This window comes from Picosynechococcus sp. NKBG042902 (assembly GCF_963864045.1).
Taxonomy (GTDB): domain Bacteria; phylum Cyanobacteriota; class Cyanobacteriia; order Cyanobacteriales; family MRBY01; genus MRBY01.
This window is the reverse complement of sequence record NZ_CAWLTV010000077.1, coordinates 69,028-94,140: the sequence shown is the minus strand read 5'-3', so window position 1 is coordinate 94,140 and position 25,113 is coordinate 69,028. Positions and strand designations below refer to the sequence as shown.

24 protein-coding genes and 1 tRNA gene are annotated in these 25,113 nt (G+C 50.7%); 4 read left to right on the top strand and 21 right to left on the bottom strand.

Annotated elements, in window-relative coordinates:
• Nucleotides 1-102 precede the first annotated feature (102 nt).
• The 10 genes from AACR41_RS15545 to AACR41_RS15500 form a co-directional block, all read right to left on the bottom strand.
• Nucleotides 103-489 (bottom strand): RidA family protein, encoded by a 387-nt coding sequence (locus tag AACR41_RS15545; protein WP_030005871.1) that lies wholly within the window; start codon nucleotides 487-489, stop codon nucleotides 103-105.
• A gap of 39 nt (nucleotides 490-528) precedes the next feature.
• Nucleotides 529-963 (bottom strand): NUDIX domain-containing protein, encoded by a 435-nt coding sequence (locus tag AACR41_RS15540; RefSeq protein ID WP_030005870.1) that lies wholly within the window; start codon nucleotides 961-963, stop codon nucleotides 529-531.
• Nucleotides 964-1,034: 71 nt separating this feature from the next.
• Nucleotides 1,035-2,681: a DUF3685 domain-containing protein gene (locus tag AACR41_RS15535; protein WP_030005869.1), complete on the bottom strand. Its 1,647-nt coding sequence runs from the start codon at nucleotides 2,679-2,681 to the stop codon at nucleotides 1,035-1,037.
• 161 nt (nucleotides 2,682-2,842) lie between these two features.
• Nucleotides 2,843-3,070: a DNA-directed RNA polymerase subunit omega gene (locus AACR41_RS15530; RefSeq protein ID WP_012306244.1), complete on the bottom strand. Its 228-nt coding sequence runs from the start codon at nucleotides 3,068-3,070 to the stop codon at nucleotides 2,843-2,845.
• A 72-nt stretch (nucleotides 3,071-3,142) separates the two neighbouring features.
• Nucleotides 3,143-6,151, bottom strand: a complete 3,009-nt coding sequence (locus AACR41_RS15525) for a DEAD/DEAH box helicase (protein WP_030005868.1) — start codon at nucleotides 6,149-6,151, stop codon at nucleotides 3,143-3,145.
• A gap of 26 nt (nucleotides 6,152-6,177) precedes the next feature.
• A tRNA-Arg gene (locus AACR41_RS15520) sits at nucleotides 6,178-6,250 on the bottom strand.
• Between the two features lie 498 nt (nucleotides 6,251-6,748).
• On the bottom strand, nucleotides 6,749-7,972 hold the full coding sequence (locus tag AACR41_RS15515; protein ID WP_030005867.1) for an ABC transporter permease: 1,224 nt from the start codon (nucleotides 7,970-7,972) through the stop codon (nucleotides 6,749-6,751).
• An 81-nt stretch (nucleotides 7,973-8,053) separates the two neighbouring features.
• The gene (locus tag AACR41_RS15510) at nucleotides 8,054-9,502 is read right to left on the bottom strand and encodes a bifunctional orotidine-5'-phosphate decarboxylase/orotate phosphoribosyltransferase (protein WP_030005866.1); all 1,449 of its coding nucleotides are present in this window, start codon (nucleotides 9,500-9,502) and stop codon (nucleotides 8,054-8,056) included.
• Entirely contained in the window at nucleotides 9,493-9,780 is a 288-nt protein-coding gene (locus AACR41_RS15505; RefSeq protein ID WP_030005865.1) for a DUF3288 family protein, read from the bottom strand. The genes AACR41_RS15510 and AACR41_RS15505 overlap by 10 nt, the downstream gene beginning before the upstream one ends.
• A gap of 71 nt (nucleotides 9,781-9,851) precedes the next feature.
• On the bottom strand, nucleotides 9,852-10,550 hold the full coding sequence (locus AACR41_RS15500) for a response regulator transcription factor (RefSeq protein ID WP_012306239.1): 699 nt from the start codon (nucleotides 10,548-10,550) through the stop codon (nucleotides 9,852-9,854).
• 94 nt (nucleotides 10,551-10,644) lie between these two features.
• Here AACR41_RS15500 and AACR41_RS15495 point away from each other — a divergent pair, with 94 nt between their 5' ends.
• Nucleotides 10,645-11,058 (top strand): gamma-glutamylcyclotransferase family protein, encoded by a 414-nt coding sequence (locus AACR41_RS15495; RefSeq protein ID WP_012306238.1) that lies wholly within the window; start codon nucleotides 10,645-10,647, stop codon nucleotides 11,056-11,058.
• Here AACR41_RS15495 and AACR41_RS15490 read toward each other — a convergent pair.
• The 4 genes from AACR41_RS15490 to AACR41_RS15475 all read right to left on the bottom strand — a co-directional run bounded on the left by AACR41_RS15490 (nucleotide 11,055) and on the right by AACR41_RS15475 (nucleotide 15,358).
• Nucleotides 11,055-12,197 carry a 5-(carboxyamino)imidazole ribonucleotide synthase gene (locus AACR41_RS15490; RefSeq protein ID WP_030005864.1) on the bottom strand — a complete coding sequence of 381 codons (1,143 nt, stop codon included), beginning with the start codon at nucleotides 12,195-12,197 and terminating at the stop codon, nucleotides 11,055-11,057. The genes AACR41_RS15495 and AACR41_RS15490 overlap by 4 nt on opposite strands.
• Nucleotides 12,198-12,286: 89 nt before the next feature.
• Complete coding sequence (locus AACR41_RS15485) at nucleotides 12,287-13,459, bottom strand: iron-containing alcohol dehydrogenase family protein (RefSeq protein ID WP_030005863.1); 1,173 nt, start codon at nucleotides 13,457-13,459, stop codon at nucleotides 12,287-12,289.
• Nucleotides 13,460-13,515: 56 nt separating this feature from the next.
• Nucleotides 13,516-14,037 carry a Ycf51 family protein gene (locus AACR41_RS15480; RefSeq protein ID WP_012306235.1) on the bottom strand — a complete coding sequence of 174 codons (522 nt, stop codon included), beginning with the start codon at nucleotides 14,035-14,037 and terminating at the stop codon, nucleotides 13,516-13,518.
• A gap of 331 nt (nucleotides 14,038-14,368) precedes the next feature.
• On the bottom strand, nucleotides 14,369-15,358 hold the full coding sequence (locus AACR41_RS15475) for a phosphotransferase (RefSeq protein ID WP_030005861.1): 990 nt from the start codon (nucleotides 15,356-15,358) through the stop codon (nucleotides 14,369-14,371).
• Between the two features lie 248 nt (nucleotides 15,359-15,606).
• Between AACR41_RS15475 and AACR41_RS15470 the strand changes: the two genes are divergently transcribed.
• From AACR41_RS15470 to AACR41_RS15460, 3 genes are all read left to right on the top strand, one after another.
• A complete protein-coding gene (locus AACR41_RS15470; RefSeq protein WP_012306233.1) occupies nucleotides 15,607-15,819 on the top strand; it encodes a high light inducible protein in 213 nt (70 codons plus the stop codon).
• Nucleotides 15,820-15,981: 162 nt separating this feature from the next.
• Nucleotides 15,982-16,557: an RdgB/HAM1 family non-canonical purine NTP pyrophosphatase gene (gene rdgB, locus AACR41_RS15465; RefSeq protein WP_030005860.1), complete on the top strand. Its 576-nt coding sequence runs from the start codon at nucleotides 15,982-15,984 to the stop codon at nucleotides 16,555-16,557.
• Nucleotides 16,558-16,559: 2 nt separating this feature from the next.
• Nucleotides 16,560-17,363 carry a M48 family metallopeptidase gene (locus tag AACR41_RS15460; protein ID WP_030005859.1) on the top strand — a complete coding sequence of 268 codons (804 nt, stop codon included), beginning with the start codon at nucleotides 16,560-16,562 and terminating at the stop codon, nucleotides 17,361-17,363.
• Nucleotides 17,364-17,808: 445 nt separating this feature from the next.
• Here AACR41_RS15460 and argS read toward each other — a convergent pair whose 3' ends face one another.
• From argS to AACR41_RS15425, 7 genes are all read right to left on the bottom strand, one after another.
• Entirely contained in the window at nucleotides 17,809-19,566 is a 1,758-nt protein-coding gene (gene argS / locus AACR41_RS15455; protein ID WP_030005858.1) for an arginine--tRNA ligase, read from the bottom strand.
• A 151-nt stretch (nucleotides 19,567-19,717) separates the two neighbouring features.
• Complete coding sequence (locus tag AACR41_RS15450) at nucleotides 19,718-20,101, bottom strand: DUF4346 domain-containing protein (RefSeq protein WP_030005857.1); 384 nt, start codon at nucleotides 20,099-20,101, stop codon at nucleotides 19,718-19,720.
• Nucleotides 20,102-20,204: 103 nt separating this feature from the next.
• On the bottom strand, nucleotides 20,205-20,810 hold the full coding sequence (locus tag AACR41_RS15445) for a Uma2 family endonuclease (protein ID WP_030005856.1): 606 nt from the start codon (nucleotides 20,808-20,810) through the stop codon (nucleotides 20,205-20,207).
• A gap of 116 nt (nucleotides 20,811-20,926) precedes the next feature.
• Nucleotides 20,927-22,975: a magnesium chelatase ATPase subunit D gene (bchD, locus tag AACR41_RS15440; RefSeq protein ID WP_030005855.1), complete on the bottom strand. Its 2,049-nt coding sequence runs from the start codon at nucleotides 22,973-22,975 to the stop codon at nucleotides 20,927-20,929.
• A gap of 109 nt (nucleotides 22,976-23,084) precedes the next feature.
• A complete protein-coding gene (gene tpiA, locus AACR41_RS15435; RefSeq protein WP_030005854.1) occupies nucleotides 23,085-23,810 on the bottom strand; it encodes a triose-phosphate isomerase in 726 nt (241 codons plus the stop codon).
• Between the two features lie 66 nt (nucleotides 23,811-23,876).
• Nucleotides 23,877-24,782 (bottom strand): S66 peptidase family protein, encoded by a 906-nt coding sequence (locus AACR41_RS15430; protein WP_045441404.1) that lies wholly within the window; start codon nucleotides 24,780-24,782, stop codon nucleotides 23,877-23,879.
• A gap of 42 nt (nucleotides 24,783-24,824) precedes the next feature.
• A complete protein-coding gene (locus tag AACR41_RS15425; RefSeq protein WP_030005852.1) occupies nucleotides 24,825-25,091 on the bottom strand; it encodes a DUF3493 domain-containing protein in 267 nt (88 codons plus the stop codon).
• Nucleotides 25,092-25,113 lie beyond the last annotated feature (22 nt).

The window sequence follows — 25,113 nt, the reverse complement described above, 5'->3', positions numbered from 1 at the left end:
GCGACAAGCATTATAGAAATAAAAAAGAGCCTCCATTTCCGATGAGAAGTGGAGGTTTTTCTTTGGGTAAAGCTTTATAAAAATGCAGCTTTAGTGGTGTGTTTAAAGCACGGCAATACATTCAATTTCGACGAGGACATCCTTCGGCAGACGCGCCACCTCAACGCAAGCGCGGGCGGGGGCAGTGGCTTCATCAAAGTAGGTGGCATACACAGCATTAACCGCCGCAAAATCATTCATATCCTTGAGAAAAACGCCCGTTTTTACAACATTTTCCCAGGTGGCGCCAGCTTCTTTTAGCACCGCCGCTAAATTTGCCATGACTTGTTTCGTTTGGGCTTGGACATCCCCCTCAATAATTTGGCCCATGGTTGGATCAAGGGCAATTTGGCCAGAACAAAATAACATCTTGCCTGAAGCGGCGATCGCCTGGTTATAGGGGCCAACGGGGGCGGGGGCATGATTAGTTTGAATAACTTGTTTTTCCATCACTAAATTCTTAAAACCGTTAAAAAATTGCAGATCACGTTAAGCACCCAAACGGGGACGCATCCCGTGGTGGCGGTAAGACCAATAATCCTGCAAAATGCGCCCATGATCAAAACATAAATTTTGCGGAACTTCCCACGGCTGAAAAATGCCGACCGTTTTCGCATCATCTGCCGCTTTGGGGTCTCCCGTTGCCGTAGCGATAAAGACCACACTAATGGTGTGTTGGCGCGGATCACGGGCGGGATCAGAGTACACACCCAATTGCTCAACCAATTGCACCTCTAGGGAAATCTCCTCTAAAGCTTCCCGTTTGGCGGCTGTCTCTACTGTTTCGCCATAATCCACAAAGCCCCCTGGAATTGCCCAACCAAAGGGTTCATGTTTGCGTTCAATCAAAATAATTGGTCGATGGGGGCGATCGCAGAGTTCAACAATGATATCGACAGTGGGAGCGGGATTACGGTAAGCCATGGCAGAGAAAGGCAATTGCAATCAGGATCATAGCAGTTTCTCTGAAGCCAGTTTGCAGACTTATTGTCTTCTTAGGAATTTTTTCGGGTCATGTTCGCTAGCTCAATTTGGCGCGCCCGGAGATGTTGCCAACTGCTGCCAGCTCCTTCGACGATGCCCCTAGCGATTAATCCAAGGGCTCGGCCAATCACATTGGTCAGCACATAAACTAAAATTTCACCGAGCCAGGCCACGAGGGCGCGAATCCGGGGGGCAAGGGCATCCCTGAGTTCCAGGAGAATCGTCACCAGCCAGGGAATGCCCTCAAGGTTGGCGAGTTCCGCGGAGCGGGGCTGGTAAACGGCCGTTTGCACGATGCCGACTGGACTAACGCTCAAAAATTGATGTTGACTTTCAAAAATGGCCTTCGGTTCTAACCAATATTTGCGCAGGCGATAGGCCCACGATAGATCATTGCGAAAACGGGCAATGTTGCGGGAAGAGCGCAGTTTTGGCTGATAAATTTCTGCCTTGAGTAATTCTGGCTCCGGTAGGGTATTTAAAATAAATTGCAGGATATCGTTACCGACGGTGATCAACAAATTTTCTAAAATGAGTTGGCTGCGTAATAAGGCTTCCCTAGACTCAAGGCGATAGGTGACATTATCAATCTTGAGGGGCTGGTCTTGCAGGAGATAGGCGAATAAGTCGTCGCTTTGGGGTAGTCTTTGGTTTAGGTCTGGGGCATTGGCGATCGCCACCCGATTGAGCAATTCTAAAAAGCCTTCAGCCTGATTGTCAGCGGTGAGATGGTAGCGGCCAATAAATTCCTGGGCACTAAATTTCCAGAGGTTACGAATGCTGCGTTGGTATTGGGCTTGGAAGGCTTCGGGATCTAAATTTTTCCACTGGGGATCATTAAAAATAAAATTGAGTTGTTGCAGAATGATGTAAAGCAGTTCCCGCCGTTTTTCTGGGGTGACAATCTCTAGTTCTAGGCTACTGCCAGTGGCATTTTTCAGGGAGCCATTGAGCTTCACAAAGGTCTTTTCGAGGAGGGTTTGCCAGCGGCTATTGGTCGTCGTGATCTCTACGGGCGAGGCAATGGCGATCGCCCCGGCAGGAGGCGTTTGGGGCTGGGCGGGAGGAACTGTATTGAGGAAAATGGCACTTTGGGGCAGACAATGGCGCAGGAGCCAGGCTGCTGTTTTGAGTTCCCGTTGTTGTCCAGCGAAAACTGCACGGTACAGGGGCGGGAGATTCTCTTGGGCGAGGTAAGTTTCGACGCGATCTAGGGCTGTGTAAATCTGGTTGAGGCCCCGGCGACGCATCCCAGCGAACAAATTTTGGTTAATATCCTGGGGACGTTGGGACCAAACTTTACCACCAGCGGCGATGGTACTCAGCTCCGGGACGAGATCGGCGATCGCCAAGCCTTTCGGGAAATAACCCGCCAGTCCATCCCGTTTTGCCTGTAAGATCCGCTCCGAATCCAGTTGTGCCGTACAGAGGACTAGGGGTGTTGTCGGGTAAAGAAGTTGCAGTTCGCGGTATCGACACCAATGACGATCCCCCTGCCAGGCGGGATCACAGAGAATTAGATCCAAATCCTTGCGGGGGGATGCTGCCAAAATGGTGCTGAAATTTTCTGCGGCGATCGCCCAATCTGTTTCCTGGGCCAAAGCGGTACAAAAGCCTAGACGAAAAATGGGATCATCATCTACCAACAGCAGTTTCATGGGAAGCTTACGAATGTCTCACACTGAGTTACCAATGCTCCCAGTGTACTGGTTGACGCCTGTAATACATCGCTCCCCACAAACTTCTTGTGGATTTTTTGCTTAGGGGCTACCTGTTAACCCCTTCAGGACGACGAAACTAGATGAGCACGGAGTTTGAATTATTCCCCAATAATTTCAGGCTGGGTCAGTTCGTCGGACATCTCGATAATGGCGCGGATCGGCGGCTTCATTAACGGATCTTCAACAGCATCAAATTCTTCGTAACGGCGGCGCTTAGCCCGCTGAGCCACCTGCACAGTAATGCGGTAACGATTGGATGCGGCCTGCATGAGATCTTCAGCCCGGTGCATAATTTCTGCAGAATCGAAGGAGCTACGTTTTTGCATACGAGGTGGTAATAAATCTGTGGGTTGGGTGTTCAGGCTTTCCATTATAACGGTGTGGGGGAGTTCGCCTGGTTATTCTTCCATGAGGCGATCGCGCTCTAGGAGCAGTAAATCTCGCAGTTGATTCGTATCCAGTTCCGTCAGCCAATTTTCTCCCGTATCAACGGTTTGTTCGGCCAGTTCTTTTTTGCTGGCGATCATGGCACTAATTTTTTCTTCGAGGGTGCCGGTACTGACGAATTTATGCACCTGGACATTTTGCTTCTGGCCAATGCGGAAAGCGCGGTCGGTGGCCTGGTCTTCTACCGCCGGATTCCACCAGCGATCGACGTGGAACACATGGTTGGCGCGGGTTAAATTCAATCCGGTGCCCCCTGCTTTGAGGGACAGAATGAAAATGGGGGGGCCATTGGGATCATTTTGGAAGCGATCACACATCTGTTGGCGGGCCTCCCGTCGGGTCGCCCCATAGAGAAAGAGGACATCCTGGCCGAGGCGTTCCTGGAGGTAGGGTTGGAGCAGTTTCCCCCATTCAGAAAACTGGGTGAAGATCAAAGCGCGATCGCCTTCGGAGATTAATTCTTCGAGCATTTCTTCAAGGCGGAGTAGCTTGCCGGAACGGGGGGCGAAATTTTTGCCGAGTTTGGGTTTGCTCTGGAGCAGTACAGGGTGATTACAAAGCTGTTTGAGCCGTAGCAGCAGGGTGAGAATTAAGCCGCGCCGTTGGATGCCGTCGGTGTTTTCGATTTCCGCAAGGGATTCATCCACCAGTTTTTGGTAAAGGTTGGCTTGGTCTTTCGAGAGGCTACAAAAGACTTCCATTTCCTGTTTTTCGGGCAGGTCTTGGATAATTGTCTTGTCGGTCTTGAGGCGACGCAGGATAAAGGGTTGGGTCAGCTTACGGAGGCTCTGGAGGGTTTGGCGATCGCCATATTTTTCGATGGGAATTGCAAAGCGCCGTTGGAAAAATTGTTGCGTACCAAGGAAATTGGGATTGAGAAAATCAAGGATTGACCAGAGTTCCTTGAGGCGATTTTCCACAGGGGTTCCCGTGAGGGCAATGCGAAAACCACTGTCGAGGGCGCGCACCGCTTGGGACTGTTTTGCCTGGGGATTCTTGATATTTTGGGCTTCATCGAGGATCATGCCCTGCCAAGACACCGTTGCTAAATCTTTTTGATCCCGAAAAACCAAGGAATAGCTGGTGAGAATCACATTATATTTTTGGGCCGTGCTCGCAAAGGTCTTTCCTTTGGCGCGGCGATCGCCATGGTGAATCAAGGTTTTTAAGCTGGGGGCAAACTTGTGAAGTTCTCGTTCCCAGTTACTGACTACGGAGGTGGGACAGACCAATAGCACTGGCTGGGTTAGTTTTTTGTTTTCCTGGAGGGTCAATAAAAAGGCGATCGCCTGAATCGTTTTCCCTAGGCCCATATCGTCGGCGAGACAAGCCCCCAAGCCCCATTTTTGTAAAAAGCTCAGCCAACTCATCCCCTTGTGCTGGTAGGGCCGGAGCGTACCTTGCAGAGAGTCAGGCGGCTCAATTAGCTTCAGGGCTTCATTATTCGCCAGATGATCGAGGAGTTCCCGTAACGCCCCCGACGCCTCAAAGCCAACCACGGGCAACTTCGCAAACACCTGGCCCGGTTCTGCCCCCAAGCGCAGGGCGTCCTCGACCCGCAGTGGTTGTTCAGCCATTTTTGTTTGGTAAATTTCCTGGGCGGCCCGCACATCGGTGGGTTGGAGGGCGAGCCATTGACCATTGACTTCTACCAAAGGCGATCGCCGCGCGAGGAGAGCCTGAAATTCCTGTTCGGTCAGGGTCGTTTCGCCAACGGCCACCTCTAGTTTGTACTGCAATAGACTCTGGAGGTTTAAGCGACTTTCATCTTTGACCTGGGCAGAAATTTTAATGCCCAGGCGTACTTCATTACTCCCGGCCTCTAAACCCGCTGGCAGGATGACCCCCAGGCCCTTATCGCGCAGTTGCCAGGCCACCGAACGGATAAACTCATAGGCTTGGATCGCATCGAGGGGACAACCACAGGGCTGCGGCCCCCCTAAACTTTCACCAATGGGTTCGTACAACCGGGACGCCAGGCCTAGACCCTTTAATAAAATTTCCTGGGGTTGGCTGGGATCTTGCCAAACTTGATCCGCCGTGACAATACTTGCCGCATTTCCCAAGGCCTGCAAACCATATTGCAATTGCCAATGGTCTTGGGCGGTGGTGGGGGGCAACAGTTGGAAACAGGCGCGAAATAGGGGCTGATTCAGGGCAAAATCCGGCGGATTTACCAAATATTCCCGCACGGGGAATGTCCAATTTTCGTAGGCATGGCCCAGTTGGCGGGGCAAATCTTCAAAGGTCGCTTTGGCTTTGGAAAGGCGATCGCACCAGGGAAAAACCACAGAGGTTTTCGGAAAATTTTGTAGGGGCTTGGCATGGGGACGCACCTGGGCATCGACCATCGCCGTGAGAAAACTCAATAACACCTGGGCTGGCGTTTGACCGACCGCACAAATGCCCGGCATCTGTTGCAAAAACTGGGCAAACCGCTGTTGTTCTGTGACGCTATCTAACAAAGGTACCCACGTCGCCAGGGCTTCTCCCGTTGGGAGGAGGGTCACATGGGGCAGAAATTTACGCCGCACAACTAAATCAAGGCTCCAGCGGCACACCTGCCACCAAAACCGGAGATCCCCCGCGAGGGCGTCATCGGTGAGGGGTAATGTTTGAATAATATTCGTTGCTTGGCGGGCGTTTAGGGCGAGGCCCATAATTTGCCAGTCGGCCCAATCAAGTTGATCGGGAATCTGGGTTTGATTAGACAAGAGTGGGATCGAGGGTTTGGTCTTGGTGCCTTTGGTACTGGGTAGAGAAAGCGTCGTTTCTAACCACTGGGCATTTTCCGGCACCGTCACCCCATAGGCCTGGAGTTGGGTTTCGAGGCTTTGGCGATCGCCCCCAAAAGGATAAGCGGGCGGGCTGACTGCGGACTCACTGCGCCAGGCCTCACTCCACAGAAAAAAGTAGGATTGCTGTGCCTGAAAAATCCAAGTGCCGTGTACCAGTGCCATAGACGATATGTATTTGTCGAGAAAAACGGACGCAGCAGGATTCGAACCTGCGACCGACCGCTTAGAAGGCGGTTGCTCTATCCACTGAGCTATGCGTCCAAGGGTTTTGGGCTAATAAAGTATAGCAGATTGAAGTTTGGCTGTAGACCCTAATCTATCCCTGTAAATTAGGGGCAAAATTTTACCAGAATCCGTCGCAGTGCTCTGCCCATAGCCAAAGGCTTGGGGGGGGAAGCGACGGGCGACCAGAGGGAGTAACCTGCTATGATCGACAAAACACAGGGTTGGCGACCCATGCAGGATATCCATAACCGGACTCCGAGGGCAGAAACGCACCAAGGGAGTTGTGCCCCTTTTGAACCTTGACAACAAAGTATCGGGTTCCAGAACTGAAGCGTGTTCTGGGTAAAACTTTGTGCGTAAGAGGTTGAACATGCAGTTTTTGTACTTGTTCATCGTCTGCGGTGGGGCGTATCGTGGACGTTAAATTAAAATGCCTGCGGAGACGGTCTGGCGGGGGTTGGGGCAACTCAATCTAGTTAAGAGTCTTTGAAACAGGAATCTCCGACCATACCCGCCAGGGTTGGGGGGAGAGCGTCAATCGCTGCGGAGGGCAACAATCGGATCTAAACGAGCCGCTTGCCGCGCCGGAAACACCCCAAAAAATAAGCCAATTCCCCCAGAAACGCCCACCGCCATCACAATCGCTGTCACAGAAATAGGGGCCGCCAGGGGGGTCAAGACATTGGCGAGAAATACGCCCCCCAAGCCTAGACCTGTCCCAAAGATCCCACCAATCCCTGCCAGGATCACCGATTCAATCAGGAATTGATACAAAACGTCGTTTTCTGTGGCACCAAGGGCTTTACGGAGACCAATTTCTTTTGTGCGCTCGGTGACAGACACCAACATAATATTCATGATGCCAATCCCACCAACGAGGAGAGAAATACCGGCGATCGCCGCCAACATTGTGGTTAAAGCCCCGGTAATTGTATTCGCCACGTCCAATAAATCCTGTTGACTTTGGACGCTAAAATCATCCTCATCGACGATCTTATGGCGGAGCCGCAATAGGTTTTCGATCTGAAACGTCATCGCCCTGACCCGGTCTTCACTTTCGCCGGAGACGGAAATAAAGGTTAACTCGGTGCCATAGGGAGATGTGCGTCCCACCACCTGGTTGGACATCGTGGTTAGGGGCATATAAACGGCGTTGTCCTGGTTGGTGCCAAAGGAAGCTCCTTTTTCTTCTAGAACGCCAATCACATCAAAAGTTAGATTTTTAACCCGGAGTTTTTGACCCACCGGCTCGATATTTGGGAAAAGTTCCGTGGCAATCTCAGACCCAATCACAGCGACACGCTTATTGCGTTCCACATCACTGTCGGTCACAAACCGTCCTTGGGCCAGGGTGAATTCGCGCACATCAATGAATTCGGGGGTAATGCCCAAGAGCAGAGAATCTTTATTAATCCCCCGAAATGTGACTAGACCGCGACTATTAATCTGGGGCGCCACCGCCGCCACATTCGGCACTTGTTCGGCGATCGCCTGGGCATCTTCCCAAACGAGGGTCTTGGGTAAATCAATGGTGGTGCGTTGGGCCGCCCGGGAGCCGGGAATGATAAATAAAACATTGGAACCGAGGGATTCAAACTGCTCTGTGGCTAATTTTTGGGCACCTTGGCCTAAGCCAACCATGGCAATCACAGACGCATTGCCGATGATGATGCCGAGCATCGTTAAACCACTGCGCATTTTGTTGGTGCGGAGGGTGGCGATCGCCATTTGTAAATGCTCAAACAGATGTAATCCCATGGGGCCGTCGTCGATAAAGGTGCTTCTTCTCTACTGTACGCAAAAGACCCAAGCCCTGGCAGAATTTTGTCCGAAAAAAGCTCAATGGTTCACGAGGCAATCGTACTGACTCTGGTTAATGCGGCCCGCTTGGAAAAGGGTTTCGGTGATTTCAGAAATGGTTAAAATGGCGTGGGCTTGATATCCCTGGGCCTGGAGCCGATCCTTAACGCCCGCTTCGTGGTCAATGAGAACCACCATCTCCTTCACGGTAAGGCCCGCCGACTCCAGTTTTTTCGCCCCCTCAACGATACTTTTGCCCGTAATCAGCACGTCATCGACGACCAAAATCGTTTCCCCTGGCTCAAAATGGCCCTCAATCACCCGCCTCGTCCCGTGGGCCTTAACTTCCTTACGGGGGAAAATCATCGGGTAATTTAATTTCAGGGCCAGCCCCGTTGCCGTCGGGAGCGAACCATAGGGAATCCCGGCGATACGGTCAAATTTCAGGTTTTTGGCGATCGCCCCGTAGGCATTGAGCACCTGGTTAAAAACCTGGGGGTTAGAAATAATTTTGCGCAGATCAATGTAATAGGAAAACGTCGCCCCAGAGGCCTGGACATATTCCCCAAAGAGCAGACAGCCCAGGTCAAACAACTGCACGATCAACTCCGCCTGGGGGTGCGCTGCGGGGAAATTTGTCGGTACTTGGAGCAAATCACAGCGGGCATTACTGGGGGTATAACGCTGGCGAATGTCTTCAATCTTTTGCCGTAGCTGGGCGACGGGTTGCCGACAATCGGTTTGACTCAGGTCATCGTTAGGAATGGGAATTAAGAGGCCAGACCCATTGGAATTTAAGCCCTGGTGAATGATTTCTTCGAGGTTTTCGCTCCGTTGCCAGATACTGCGAGCGAGGATCCACCGTTCTGGGGCAATGGCACGCACTTGACGAAAAACCGCCGGGCGATCGCCCCCAATTTCTAGGAAAAGTTGTTCGGGGGTGCCCCACTGTTTAATTTCTTGGATCAGGTGCAGATAAAAAGGCCGTTGCGGGTCGGGGTAATTTTGCAGGGGAAAGGCGCCGGGGTTAGAGGTGCGACATTGCAAGAAAACGCCTTTGTCGGGATAGAGCAGAAAAGGGGCAACGTGGTCTTGGCCGGGGTAGGCGCTGAGGGTGACTGCATCCACTTGCCACGCCTCAAAAATCGCCTGGGCGAAAAGGCTGCCGGTATTGAGATCGGCGTGTTTCGCATCGAGAATAATGGGGATATCAGGCGGAATATGGGCTAAAACCGTTTCTAACAGTTGCAACCCCGGCACCCCTAAGGCTTGATAAAAACCGAGGGTCGGCTTGTAGGCACAGACGAGATCCTGGGTCTGGTCAATGATCCCCAAAAGCCACGTTTTCAGGTTCTGAATTAAATCTCCGGTGCGCAAAGAATCCGGCAGCATTTCCGGGTTCGGATCGAGGCCCGCCACGAGGAGGGTCTTTTGGGCGGCGATCGCCCCGGTGAGTTTTTCGGTGAAAGTTGCGGGTGCTAGCTCCAATCTTGTTGCTCCTCGCCATGGCGTAGATGTTTGTAGGCCCGCCCGGCCGCATGGATTTCCCTTGTTTTGGCGAATAAAGCTTCCTCTGTCAGGCCCCACTGTTGGAACAGCAATTTCAAATCCTGTTGAATTTCCCTTGCCCCAGGGAAACCGTCATAGCGCAGATGGAGCCGTGCCAATTCCACCAGAGCATTTTCTGTGGGTTCTCCCTTGAGGAGACTATCCACAATCAGGCGATCGCGGTTGGCTTGGGGATGGACTTGATCTTGTTGGGGCATCGGCGCGAATGGAACTAACAGTGCAAAAAGGGCTAAATCATGGCGCGAGACTGAAGGAATGTCTTCGTCAACTATTGCGTTAAGCCGTGCTTGAGGGCGTAGCGTACCAATTCTGTCCGACTATTGGTTCCCGTTTTGCTAAATAGGCGACTAACATACTTTTCGACGTTGCGGACGCTGGTTTCTAGCTCCTTGGCAATTTCTTTATTCATCAGTCCCTGGGCCACGAGATCGAGGACACTTTGTTCCCTAGGGGTCAGGTCAATTTTTAAAGGCGGTGGGGTGGTGACCAGTTGATTTTGCTGGCCGAGGAATTGCTTAATCTCCCGGAGATCCTGGGCGATGCCTTCGAGATTGCTGCCGCCACCGTCTTGTTGTTCGGCGATCGCCGCCTCCCGGGTCAGGAGATTTTTGACAATCGCTTCGAGTTCTTCGGGTTCAAAGGGTTTCGGTAAATAGGCATCACAGCCTGCTTGGTAGCCTTGGATGCGATCGCCAGTCATGCCACGGGCCGTTAGAAAAATTACCGGAAGCGTTTTAAAGCGCGGATCTTCGCGCAGTTGCCCCAAAAACTGATAGCCATCCACCTGGGGCATCATAATGTCAGAAATGACCAGATCCGGTGTAAACGTTTGCAAAACATCCCAGGCTTTTGTGGCATTCTCAGCGGTGGTGACGGTTAGGGCTTCATCATCTTCTAAATAGGCTTGAACCGCCTCCCGGACGCCCGGTTCATCATCGACAAGCAAAATATTGTAGCGTTTATCCATCGCCCATTTTCCCCTTACGAAAGCGCATGATCTTGCCCCTGATTATAGCTTTTCACGGTTTCGCCCTCTGTTGTTTTTTGTCGGAAATCACACCATGCTCAAGGTTTTCGTGTATGGCACCCTCCAGCCAGGAGAAGCAAATTTTCCCCGCTACTGTGCCCCCTATCACCCCCACATTGAGAAGGCTTTCATCCCAGGGAAGCTTTATCAGTTACCGGTGGGTTATCCGGCCCTCACCCCAGAACCGGGTTGGGTAGAAGGTTGTCTGTTGCGATTCAGGGATCCCAATGTTTTAGGGAAACTAGATGTCCTTGAAGATTATCAACCGGGGCGATCGCCAAGCCTCAATGAATATCAACGGCGTCAAGCGCCTGTTTACACGGAGACAAAAACGCTCCTGACGGAGGCTTGGGTCTATGGGATGACCCCAGAAAAGGTTGCCCAACTGGGAGGGACGCCTTTCTCTGGTTCCCGCTGGACGGCTAACCAAAACTTCTCGAACTTCTAGGTGGGGCTAGAGTCACCATACCAAATGGCTTCAATTTGCTGGGCGATCGCCGCCAATGTTTCTCGGTCATTCGTCTCACTTAAAACTGTGACATGACCCAGTTTGCGGCCTGGGCTGGCGCTGGTTTTGTCGTACCAGTGGACATGGCTATGGGGAAACTGGGTCAACATCTGCCGTTTGTGGGCATAGTTCCCCGTACTGTGCTCAAACCCTAGTAAATTAACCATTACCGCCCCAGGGGTGATCATCTTGGGGTTCCCTAAAGGCAGATCGGCGATCGCCTGGAGTTGCATTGCAAACTGCGAAGTCTGACAAGCATCCAAACTAAAATGGCCGGAATTGTGGGTGCGGGGGGCGATTTCATTCACCAACACCTGTCCTTCGGGAGTGAGAAACAACTCAATCCCCATAATGCCCACCAGATTTAACCCTTCAGCTAAGGTGCGGGCAATCTTTTCGACCTGATTCACTACATCTTGAGCGATCGCCGCAGGGGCCAGCACCCAACGACACACTTGATCAATCTGTTGGGTTTCCACCGTCGGAAAGGTGCGAATTTCTCCCCGGCGGTTGCGGGTCACCATCACCGCTAATTCCTGCTCAAAGGGCACAAACGCTTCTAAAAGTAAGGGAATATCAGCTAAATCCGTTGGTAAAGTCTGTAACGCCGCAGCATCTTTCACGATAAATGTCCCTTTGCCGTCATAACCATGGCGACGGGCCTTCACGACCAGTGGAAATTCCCAACCAGAGGGCAGCGGTTCCCCCAGTTGCCAAGGGACAAAGGTCGGCACCGGAATGCCGAACCGTTGACAACAGCGCCGTTGATCATATTTATCCAAGAGGGCAGCGAGAAAAGGCAGAGAAGGGAAGAATTTTGCCCCCCGTTTAACGAGGGTATCGAGGGCTTCGAGATCAACAAATTCATTTTCAAAGGTGACCACATGGCAGTTTTCCACCAGCTTGGCCGTAGACTCTAGATCGTCGATCGCCCCAATGATCACCTGATCGGCATTAGAAACCGCCGGATCACTGGCGTTGGGTGTTTGTACCCACAGTTCCATGCCGAGGCTCCGGGCTTCTGCTCCCATCATCCAGGCGAGTTGTCCGCCGCCAATGACACCCACTTTATGTTTCATGCTCTTGTTTTGCCGTTTTTATATGGATTGCCCGTGCCCCATTAAACCCTAGGAGGGCTGCCGGATGTCAATTGTCTAGATCCGCGAGCCTAAGCCTGAGCTTTAGTTGCCTCTGGGGCAGACTGGGTCTCAGAGGCGTTACTCTCTCTAGTTGCTTCTGTGGAAACCATCGCCGCCATTAACTGGTCTGGGTTGACGGTAAAGGGTAAACGGTGGATGTCTGACTGAGGCTGACAGGTGATCTCTGCCACCTGGCGCAGCTCGGCCAAGGTCATTGTATTTAGACCGAGATCAGCGAGGCTCTTTGGTAAGCCAATATCGCGGTAAAACTGGAGGAGCTGTTGGCGGGCGGTCTCAGCCAGTTGACTTTTTTGGCAAATTTCTTCGAGGCGGAGTTGCACCAAAATGCCGTAGGCAACTTTTTCACCATGCAAAATGCCATGGGCGGCGGACAGATGGGTTAACCCATTGTGAACCGCGTGGGCGGCCACGGTGCGACAGTTGGCCCCTCCCAAGCCACCGATCACGCCAGCGAGGAGAACCGTTGCATCAACGACTTCCTGCCATTCGGGACTGTGGACATCGGCGATCGCCTGGGAGGATTTTTGAAAGAGGAGATCCCGGAGAATCCGCGCTTCTTGGACGGCGGCAATGGTGAGGGTCTGGGGGGAATGGCCACTGCTGACAGAAGCTTCGTACCATTTGGCGATCGCATCCCCAATCCCGGCAATGAGAGTCCGTTGCGGCGCCGTGCGTACCAACTCGTAGTCCAGGATCAACAGATTTGGGCATTGCTCCAAGGCCACATCATATTGAAAGGCCCCTTGATCAGAATAAATATTCGACAGAGCCGTCCAAGCAGCGCAGGTAGCCGCCGAGGTGGGCACGGTCACAATGGGGCAACGTTGCTGATGGGCAAGGAGCTTGGCCGTATCTAGGGCCTTACCGCCGCCGATACCGATGACAAAATCTGCTTTGTGGGCTTTGAATTTTTTGTTGAGTTCCTTGAGGGACGTTTCGGAACAGTCAGGACTATAGCTGCCACTGGCGAGATCGAGTTTTTCTTGCTCGGCTAGGGTTTGGAGCGGATCTGCCAATTTTTCGAGGCTCTGCTGCCCTCCCACCACAAAAGGACGTTTTCCCCAACGGGCGATCGCCGCACCAGCTTGGGCTAGGGCGTTATTTCCCTTGAGCACTTGGGCCGGCGCAATCAGCACTTGCATGGGAACAGTTTGGGTTTGGGTAGCAGCAGGCTTTTTCATGGGTATTGGTAGCGAAGAAATGGCGACGAAACGGTTGAGAAAAACTTCCCTAGATCCTAACTAATCGCATTGGGTTGGGGCAGCTTTTTGAGATTTTCTGGATAAAGCTGGATGTCCAGGGCTCCATTTTCACGGTCAGCAATGGCGCGTTGGACTTGACCCAGATAGAGGGGTTCGGAAACGCCGGGTTCGGGGTGACTCATGACCCGGAGGCGCACGGTAAATTTATTATCGCCATTGCCAATGCGTCCGTAGGAAAAGAGGTCATTAGAAGCTTGGCGGAGGGTTGCATTGACTTCCTCGGCAGTCACTTCAGGCTTCACGGAGACAACGGCTAGGTTTGCACCATTGTCATAAACCAGGGCATAGCGCACGGCCCCCGGCACGACACTACGGCTAAAGAGTCCTAAGCTGAGGCCAAACAAACCAATGGTAAGCACAATCATAAAGCCGGTGGTGCCGACTAAGCGGAAACGGATGCCCCACTTAAAAAGAAACGCGGCGATCGCCAAGACCGCAAAGAACAAGGTGGCGTAGGCAGACCACTGGGTATAAAGGGCAAAATCTAAATTTTCCATGGGTCAGTTCGGTAAAAACGTTTTGGCACAAGGCCAGTGCAGTTAATTAAGGGATCATTAAAAGTTGTGGCTTCCATTATCCCAGCAAGGGCCCCAAGAAAAAACCAGCGAGGCGATCGCTGGCATGACTCAAGCTTGTTGTTGTTTTTGCATCGAAAAAATACAAGATTTCAAACCACGCGTTCCCAGCACGAAGCTCGAAATATTTCTTTACACAACGCTAAGTGTAGCAGAACATACCATTTTTGATCAGGGAATTTTTCAACTTTTCGCGACATTTTCCCTCAGCCTGGGTCATGTCACGCAGATCTATATGCTGGAGAGATTTTCTTTAGAATAATTGCCAATCCCGCGAAGATAAAGCCTTGAGTCGTTCTAGCCGCTGGGTGAGGTAATGACGATCCAGTTGGCTGTTGTTAAAAATTTGAATACTAGTGAGACTGATGCGCCACGACCAAATATAAGCCAGTTGGGTGAGAGCTTGGAGGGCCGCCTGTTCCTGGGCGACAAAGGTGGTTTGGGACTCATAGCCCGCGATAAAGGCTTCTCGCACCCGTCGCTGGAGACCTGTGGTGAGTGCCCCCTGGAAAAATTTGCCAATTTCAAAGGCGCGCCAACCGTAGCCGCATTGGTCAAAGTCGAAGAGGGTGAGCTGATGATCTTCGGTGAAATGGACGTTGCCGCAGTGAGCATCCCCCCAACAGACCGACCAGAGGGGCTTTTCCTTGGGGAGTTGCGCTAAAGTTTCACGGATTTTGTGGGCAATGTCCTGCATGAAACCCCAATCCCGGGGGCGATCGCCAAAAAACGGCAAAATCACGCCCAAGGATTCATCCAACAAATACTCAAGGTCTAGGGGTTTGCGCGGGTGGTCACAGATGAAGTCTTGGCTGACCTGATGGATCTGCGCCACCACTGCCCCTAAATGACGACTTTGGCTTTCGTTCCACCCCCCTAGGGCAATTTCTCCTGGGGCAAAGGGAAACAGAGTGGCATAGCGATCGCCTTCTGGGGCTTGAATTTTGACCGCCCATTCACCAGCTTCCGTCGCCAGAGGAGCCGCCACCGGTAAACCCTGGGCCTTGAGAAAATTTAAAAAATCGAGCTCGAAAAAAATTTCCGTGGGCGATCGCCAATGGTGGTGGGAGACCCGCAAGACAAACGTATCCTGGGCTGCTTGCACAAAATAAATATCACTCAAGCCCCGATTCCATAACTCACATTGGCTGACAGTCTTAAGGCCATATTGTGGCAGCACACGCTCCCGGAGGGCGATCGCCGATAGCGTGGAGTAAATGACGGGGAAATCCGAGCAGACCATAGACCGCAGCCCCTCAGGTGCAGGACAAATCAACTATCAACCTAAAAAGATATGGGCCAAAAATCTGTAGCCCATGGCACCATCTTCCAGAACATCAAGAAAAAGTTTGCAATTCTTTTCTAAAATAGGATAAACGCTTATACCTACAGCTTTTGTCAACCTCGAAAAATAAAATGTTGCAAATTGTTACAAAACTTGTTAATCTTGAATCAAGATAAAAAACAACCTAATTTACCCCAGATAACAATATGGCTAAAAAATACCAAGGCAACATCATCGACGACCAAGGCAAAATGAACACCTTTGCCGTAGAGCCCACCGTTTACGTCCAAGAAAATCCCCGCGTCGGCTTTACCGAATACGCAGAAAAATTCAATGGTCGCGCCGCAATGATCGGTTTTGCTTCTTTACTTCTTCTCGAAATCTTCACCGGCCACGGTGTCATTGGTATTTTTCAGTAAGACCAACAGCTTTTAATTTTTTCAAACAACATCTCAACAGCATAAGTTTGTGTAGGGCGGCCCTTGGTCGTCTTTTTTTTCGGCAAATTTCCTTAAAATAGAAGTCGCTGCCCGGTACTCCCGGTTAACTTTTTTAATTTCTCATTCAGATATTTAACGCCCATGCCCGTCCTCGTCGTCGCCACCGGAAACCCCGGTAAATTACAGGAAATGCAAGCCTATCTCCAGGATTTGCCCTGGGAATTGCAGCTCAAGCCCCCGGAACTCGACATCGAAGAAACAGGCACAACATTCCTCGAAAATGCAGCTCTCAAGGCCTCTCAAGTGGCAAAGGCCCTCAACCAATGGGCGATCGCCGATGATTCTGGTTTAGCCGTCGAAGCCCTCAACGGTGCCCCTGGTCTGTATTCAGCCCGCTACGGCACCACCGACCAAGAACGCATTGAACGTCTGTTAACGGAACTGGGCAACAATCCCAATCGCCGCGCGAAATTTATCTGTGCGGTGGCGATCGCCAAACCAGACGGTACCATTGCCGCCCAAGTCCAAGGAGACTGTCCCGGAGAAATTCTCCCGGAACTGCGGGGGGCAGGGGGCTTTGGCTATGACCCCATTTTTTATGTGCCAGAATATCAACAGACCTTTGCGGAAATGTCAGCGGCGCTCAAACATAACGTCAGTCATCGGGGCCAAGCCTTTGCACTGCTGTTGCCGCGTCTTGCCACACTCCCCGATTAACGATGCCTGCTCCCCCCACCCCAGAAGATCGCAACCCTGAAGCGTCCCTCCGAGAACTCCTCACCCTTGGGGGAATGTTTATCTGTGCGATCGCCCTCTTGATTTGGCTATTAAACTTCAGTGTCAACTGGCTCATTGTCCAGATGCCCGTGAGTTGGGAACAACGGTTAGGGCAAGCCCTGGTCAAAATCTACGAACCCCAAGCCGAACCTTCGCCCGCCCAAGACGAACTAAATGCCCTGCTCGACCGCCTGGAAGCAGAAATTCCTGCTGGCGCTAAAGAAAAACGCGACTACCAACTCCTCTATATTCCCCAGGATGTGGTGAATGCCGCGGCCCTGCCGGGGGATACGGTATTGGTCTATCAAGGCTTGTTAGATCAAATGGACTCAGAAAACGCCTTAATGATGGTGTTGGGCCATGAAATCGGTCACTTTGCCAACCGAGATCACCTGCGTAATATTGGTCGGGCCCTCGTGATCCGTACAGTGATCTCCTCTATTTTTGGTGATGTCAGTTGGTTGGGAGATGTCGCGCAAATTGTCAGTACCTCGCGCTTTTCCCAAGCCCAAGAAAAACAAGCCGATGAATATGGTTTAGATTTGCTCTATGCCACCTATGGACAGGTCGCTGGTGCAACGGATTTCTTTGAGGCGATGAGCCAAAAACAAGGGGCCAATTGGGATTTTCTTGCGACCCACCCGGCCCCCGCAAAACGAGTGCAACACCTCAAAACGTTAATTCAGCAAAGGGGCTACCCCATCGGTGAATATACCCCTCTGCCAGAGGTATTAACCCAAGATTAATCTACCGCTGTTTGGGATGATTTTCCCCTAAACAAGGCGAAAGCCTACTCAGGGGAGCAGGCTTACAATCCAAATTTAACTAACAAAAAGATTTACCAAACAACAAAACGAGGTTAACAACGAACCCAACAAGCGCTTCTCGAAAAACGATACCTAACAGGCAGTGATTATAGCCCGATTACCCGATTCCGTTAGGGGGAATAACCGAGTCTATCTTCAACTTGAAATGTTGAGAAGGACTTCTGGGCGAGACCGAACAAAGGAGGTACAACCGCTCAATCTCTTCGTCCGAATAAAAGCTTTTTCAGAACTTTTATTTTGTACCTTGCTTATAAGGTATCAGCAAAGATAGGTAGCGGTGATGGATACTTTATATCTTGTAATATTTGCTTATCGATCTCGCGGGCGATGTTGGCAACTCTTCTGAGAGAAGAAGGGTTCAGGACTACATTCGGTCTAACACCTCAATCCCCAGGAGAGATAAACCCAATTTGAGGGTGCGGGCCGTGGTGTCGGCGAGGATTAACCGGGAAATGCGGCGATCGCCTTCGGCCTTGAGGATCGGGCAAGCCTCATAAAATTGGTTGAATTTGCGGCTGAGGTCATAGAGGTATTCACAGAGGCGATTGGGCATCAGATCCTGCTCAACGCTCATCAGGACTTCACTCAGTTGCAGTAAGTGTTTAGCCAGGGTCAGTTCAGCGGCCTCTTCAAGAATAATCGGCGTATCGGTGGGTAGGGTGCTGAGGTCAATGCCCCCTTGGCGACTGACCCCTTGGACACGCACATAGGCATAGAGCATATAGGGTGCCGTGTTGCCCTGGAGCGCCAACATTTTATCGAAGCTAAAGATGTAATTACTGGTGCGATTTTGGCTCAGGTCAGCATATTTCACAGCTCCAATCCCGACCACCTGGGAGACTTTTTCGATGAAGTCTGCTGTTTCCTGGCGTTCATCTTCGGCGAGACGTTTTTCTAAATCAGCGCGGGAGCGGTTGACAGCTTCATCCAATAAATCCTTGAGCTTGATCGTATCGCCAGCACGGGTTTTGAGTTTTTTGCCATCTTCTCCTTGCACAAGGCCGAAGGGCACATGGGCAACTTCCACATCATCGGGTAAAAACCCAGCACGCTCTGCCACCTGGAACACCTGGGCGAAATGTCCGGCCTGACCAGAGTCTGTCACGTAGATGATCCGTTTGGCCTGATCTTCTGTGATGCGATAACGAATTGCTGCTAAATCAGTGGTGGCATAGTTAAAGCCCCCGTCGGATTTTTGGACAATCAATGGTAGGCGATCGCCATCTTTATTTTTAAACCCTTCGAGGAAAACACATTGCGCCCCGGCATCTTCTTCTAACAAACCCACTTCGTCCAATGCTGTTAGAACATTTGCTAGATATGGATTGTAAAAAGACTCGCCCCGTTCCGTTAATTTGATATCTAGAATGTCATAGATCTTTTGAAATTCCCGGCGGGATTGTTCACAGAGCAATTGCCACGCTTTTTGACTTTCTTCGTCCCCAGATTGCAATTTTACGACTTGATTTCGAGAGGCTTCTTTAAAGGCTTCATCTTCATCAAAACGAACCTTTGCTTTTTTATAAAATGCGACCAAATCACCAATGTCGAGAACATCTGCTTTCGTTAAAGCATCGGGATAGGCTTCCTTTAAATAGGTGATCAACATCCCAAATTGCGTTCCCCAATCCCCCACATGGTTGAGGCGTAAAACATCCTGGCCCCGAAACTCTAAAATTCGCGCAATCGAATCCCCAATAATCGTTGAGCGGAGGTGGCCGACGTGCATTTCTTTAGCAATATTCGGACTAGAAAAATCTACAATGACTTTCTGGGGATTTTCTGCTGGCTCAATGGCCAGGCGATCGCTTTGCTGAACTTCCTTTAAAAGTGTGGCTAAATAGCTCGGTTTGAGGCTGAAGTTAATAAAACCAGGCCCGGCAATGGTCGGATTTTCACAAAGATCAGCAATGTCTAAAGCTTCGATAATACTTTGGGCAATTTCTCTAGGATTTTTCTTCAGTGTTTTCGTTAGCGATAGGGCGACATTAGACTGATAATCACCAAATTTTGGATTACTAGCAGGGACAACGAGGGGATCAGTATCTTTAAGATCTTCGCCAAATGCCTTGATCAGAGCCTCAGAAACAGCCGTTTTTAATTGCGATAAAATAGACTTCATGATAAATGATTATTTTTTTAGTTTTAGTTATAAAAAAGAGTTTTATATTTTGTTTGCTGTAAAAGAAATATGCGAATTAGTTTGGCGAAATATTATTCTTACTTGAAGATCGCATTGACAAACATCTTTTTTTAGATATGTTTCAATTCAATTAATCTTGAATGTATTCTGTGCCGGAAAGAAGGGCGATTTCTGCTTTGACAAATTCCCGTCCGAGATATAGGGCATGATCTAACTTGGAAATGGGACAGGGATCGGCTTTTTCGGTGATTTCAATGCCTAATTCTTTTGCGGTGCGGCCAGTGTAAACAGTGACATGAGTCCGTTCTAAACTACCTTTGCAGGCGAGGACTTCTCCGGTTTCTGGATCTGTGGCTAAACCTTTATCGTTAATCGTATTGGTGTAATGTTTCGCGCAAATTAAGCCTTGTTCACGGTCTAGGTAGATAATAAAATAACCGTCGGGATCGAGGTCAATAAACCGATTGGATAATTCGTTGTCAAGTTTAGCCCGTTCTTCGGCGTTAACAGTCATGGTGAAGGCAGTGATCTTGGATGGCGTTTGGCACAGCTTTTTAGTATAGCCTACGGGGTTTCGTCACCAAAAATTCTTGAACTAAAAGGCGATCGCCTAAAAATCACCAAATTTTTGCGAGGGATAACGTAAATCCTGGCAGTTCAGGATCGGCACAGACTGTTTCCGGATTTTCAAAGATTTGGGGCGATTGCTGGGGTCGATAAACGTGGACGGTGCGGTTTTGGCGATCAATGAGCCAAGCCAAAGACACACCATTTTCCAGATATTCCACCATTTTTGCTTGTAGCGTTTTGAGGGCATCACTTTTGGAACGCAACTCAATTACAAAATCGGGACAAATCGGCGCAAAGGAATTTTTTTCCTCATCGCTTAGGCTGTCCCACTTTTCACGGCGCATCCAAGACGCATCGGGGGAACGGGTCGCGCCATTAGGCAACGTAAAACCGGCACTCGAATCAAAGCCTAGACCTGTACCATCCTGTTCGCTCCATAACCAAAGATAAGCAGCGAGATTAAAATTTCGATTGCCAGTATCCGAAGTGGCAGGGGACATAATGATGACTTCTCCTGTGGCAGTTTGTTCGATGCGTAGTTCAGGGTTGGCGCGGCAAAAAGCATAAAATTCATCTTTTCCCATTTTGGCGATCGCCGGAAAAGAAACCTCAAGAGGAGCCAGATTGCTTTGAATCAAGAGAGTGGTTGCCATGGTATGTTTTCCCGTGAGCCAGATGGTTTCATTGTAGCCTTGCCCCCAGAAGGAAAAATAAAGGCGATCGCCTTTGTAGACAATCGCCCCTGAAACTTTTATGGATTTAAAATCGCCTAAATTTCGGCCATTGCTCCTTTGGCCATGGCGGCGATCGCCTGATCCGTGGCCTTGGGCAGACGGTAATATTTACCCCCCGCTTTAGCAGCTAATTCTTTACCGAAGCCAGAGGAAATAAACTTCTTCTCTGTGTCAATAATCAGCAGTTTCATCCCAGAAGCACGGATTTTACTGGCAATATCCAGAAGTTCCTCTTTGATATCAGGTTTTTCCTCCCCTTCCTCTGGTTTTTCACCAAGGGAACGAGAGAGGGGAATATTGCCCCGACCATCAGTAATCGCAACAATGACTACTTCACCCACATCACCGGACATTTGCGCATTCACACCGATATGCACAGCTTGGGTTAACCCATGGGACAGCGGTGAACCACCACCACAGGGCAACGTTTCCAATCTATTGCGCGCCAAAGTAATCGAACGGGTAGGAGGTAAAAGCACCTCCGCCATTTCGCCCCGGAACGGAATCAACGCAATTTGGTCACGGTTTTCATAGGCTTCTGTCAGCAGACGCATCACCGCCCCTTTTGCTGCCTGCATTCGGTTTAGGGCCATAGATCCAGAGGCATCAACAAGGAAAATCATCAAAGCCCCTGCTTTACGGGCCATCCGTTTAGAACGCAGATCGCTTTGTTCGACGATCACTTTTCGCTCAGGGTGTCGCAGTCGTCGCGCCTTTTGGTAGGGAGCCGCCGCCCGCAGGGTCGCATCCACTGCAATGCGTCGCACTTTCCCCCTCGGTAACATCGGCTTAATGTAACGGCCCCGGTCATCGGAAAAAATTAAGCCCCGTTTCCCGGAGTTGCCTTTGTTTTGCATCATCTGGGCAAAAGCGAGAATCCCTGGGTCAAGCACAACCCCCTCTGGGTCAAATACAAACTCCTCGGGAATCGTCGGCTCCTGTTCCGGCTGTTCCTCTTGGTCTTCGTTTTGATCGTCGTCGTCTTGATCCTCTTGATCTTCGTCCTGGGATTGATCCTCCTCGTCCTGTTGATCGTCTTGGGATTGAGGGGGTGGCGGCGGTGGAGGTGGCTGCATATCCTCATCCTCTGGGGTGGGGATTGTCGTGGCCCTGGGCAAAATCACCAGTTCGACCGCTGTGCGGAGATCATCGGCAATTACTACATTCCGGCCATCAAGGGCAGCGGCAGCCATGGCAACGCGCACGGCAAACAGTTCGGCTCGGTGACCTTCGACACTACCACGCACTGCTTCGCTCACGAGGTAAGCCACTTGGTCTTTGCTGATTTTGACTTCCTTGAGCCATTCCCGGGCCAGGATAATTTGGGTGCGGAGGGCATCAAGGTCTTCTTCATAGCTTTGGAGAAAATCCTTGGGAGCCGTGGCATATTGCACGACTTGATCCACCGCTGCTACCCGTTCTTCGAGGCTGAGGGGGCGATCGGCGGACAGGGTAATGGCGATGCGATCGCGGAGGTGTTCCCGCAGATTTCCTTCTTCGGGGTTATAGGTGGCAATGAGGAGGGGCCGACAGGGGTGCGAAAAACTAATACCTTCCCGTTCGATTTGGTTGCGTCCTTCGGTTAAGACCGTCAGGAGTTGGTTGGCAATTTGATCATCGAGGAGGTTGATTTCATCGATGTACAATACACCCCGGTGGGCTTGGGCTAATAGGCCTGGTTGGAAGACGGGTTCTCCCTGGCGCACGGAAGCTTCGACATCCACAGAACCAAGGAGACGATCTTCAGTAACGCCCAGGGGAATTTGCACAAAAGGAGCCGCAATCACTTCTGTGGGAATGTTTTCGCTGGCAGTCTCGCCATAGGTCGCTGCGGTGAGATCGTCCCAGTCACTGCGGTTCTGCACATCACAGTTAAAGGGATTGTCCTGAATGACTTCGATGGGGGGCAAAAGGGAATGAATTCCCCGGGCCATCACGGATTTTGCGGTGCCCCGTTTCCCGGCGATCGCCACCCCACCAAGGGCAGGATCAACGGCCCCCAGCAGGAGAGCAGTTTTGATTACATCTTGACCAACCACCGCTGTTAGGGGAAAGGTCGTGCGCGATGTCGTGAGAGTAGGCATCTATCAAAAAAGTTTTTATAAAAAGTTTGGCAATGTGGAAATGAAAAGATGATTAAAACGTAGGGGTTTACCATGGTAAACCCCCACCCAATGAAAAATTGATTAGAACTTACACATAGTTCACCAAGCGGGCAAAACTCTCTGCCTCTAGGCTCGCACCACCTACCAAGGCTCCATCAATTTCGGGCTGGGCCATAATCTCATCAACGTTATTCGGTTTAACGGAACCACCATATTGAATGGTGACATTTTTATTGGTGAGTTTTTCGCGGATCAGACCAATGACTCGGTTTGCTTCGGTGGCATTACAGGTGTCACCTGTGCCAATGGCCCAAATGGGTTCGTAGGCAACAACCAAGTTATTTTGATCAATATCGACTAAATCTTGCTCTAACTGGGCAAAAATCACCGCTTCCGTTTCGCCAGCATCCCGTTGGGCTTTGCTTTCACCAACACAGAGAATCGGCGTTAGACCGTGGCGTTGGGCCGCTTTAAGGCGTTGATTTACGGTTTCATCGGTTTCACCAAAATATTGCCGTCTTTCGCTATGGCCCACAATGACGTAACGGACGCCCATTTCCGTCAGCATTGACCCGGAGATCTCCCCAGTAAAGGCACCTTCGTCAGCCCAGTGGATATTTTGTGCTCCCAGACGTACCCGCGTTCCGTGGAGACTCTTGGACATCAAGCCTAAATCGGTAAAGGGCGTACAGAGTACCACTTCTCGTTCTTCATGGTCATCGGCGATTTTGGGCAGTAATGCTTTGAGAAAGTCTAAAGACTCGGCTTGAGTCTTATACATTTTCCAATTACCCGCAATAATGATCTTTCGCACGGCTTTCCTACTAATGCTTTCCTTACAATGCACAGGGATCCAGTTTACCCCATTGCCGAAGCGGTGCTAATGGGGGGTCGGCTTCTCCGGGAAAGAGAGTAAACCGCGATCGCCATCTAAAATTACCGGAACCCCCACGGGTAGAGCGGCATTAGCACCATCATGGCCAAAGGGCAACTCGGCGACGATCGGAATGTTTAAATCCTGGAGGCGATCGCCAAGCACTTCCATAACGCTAAAACTGTCCGCTGAACCCAACTCATCACATTGGCTAAAACGACCGAGGGCAATGCCTTTGATTTTTTCAAAAGCCCCCAACAGTCGCCATTGGGTTAACAGGCGATCAATGCGGTAGGGCGCTTCTGTCACATCTTCGAGGGCCAAAATTACATTCTTAAAATTCGGCTGTAACGGTGTTTTGAGAATGTGGGTCGCCACCGTCAAATTCGCGGGCAATAAAATTCCTTCAGCTTGGCCATTGCCCCAACCCTTGCCCTGGAGCGCTTCAAGGGGTTTTCCTGCCAAGAAATCAAATAATCTTTGCCTAGACCAATCGGGTTCTGCCGCAAAAGTAGTTAAAACGGGGCCGTGGATACTGGCAATGCCCACCGTGCCTAAACTCCACAATAGACTGGTAATGTCCGAAAAGCCGATCAGCCATTTGAGAGTCACTTGGTCGATTTTCCAGTCCCAATTTTCTAGGAGGCGCATCCCGCCATAACCGCCCCGCGCACAGAGAATGCCTTTGCAATCTGGGTCAAACCAAGCTTCTGCTAAGGCGTCCCGTCGCCCCTGATCGTTGCCCGCTAAATAGCCCCAGCGCGCATCCCAACCCGCCGTCAGTTCTACCTGATATCCTTGCGATCGCCAAATATCTACCCCAGCCCAAAAGGCATCCTGCTCTAGCAAACGACCACTAGGGGCAATCACTTTCAATAAATCCCCCGGTTGTAACCAAGGGGGCAGCATCAATTTATTCATTTAAAATTAACGGGCCAATTGGTGAGATCCAGCTTATTCTTTCTCTTGACTGGCGAGTTTATTTTTGTTTTCCCAGCGCCAGAGAAAAATCATTAACCCCACAACCCCAGCCTGCACCACAAGATTCGGAATCGCTTGGTCTAAATCTCGCCCAGCGGCAATTTGCAACAGAAAAATCATCCCCCCAACGCCCCCAGACAACCCAAAGCATAGATAAATAAATTGGCGGAGCGAACGGTAAGGATTTTTGGCTTCCGCCCGTAGACGGGCCATTTTTTCGGGGGTGAACTTTTGACTCATGGTTGTATCAATTGCGAGGGAT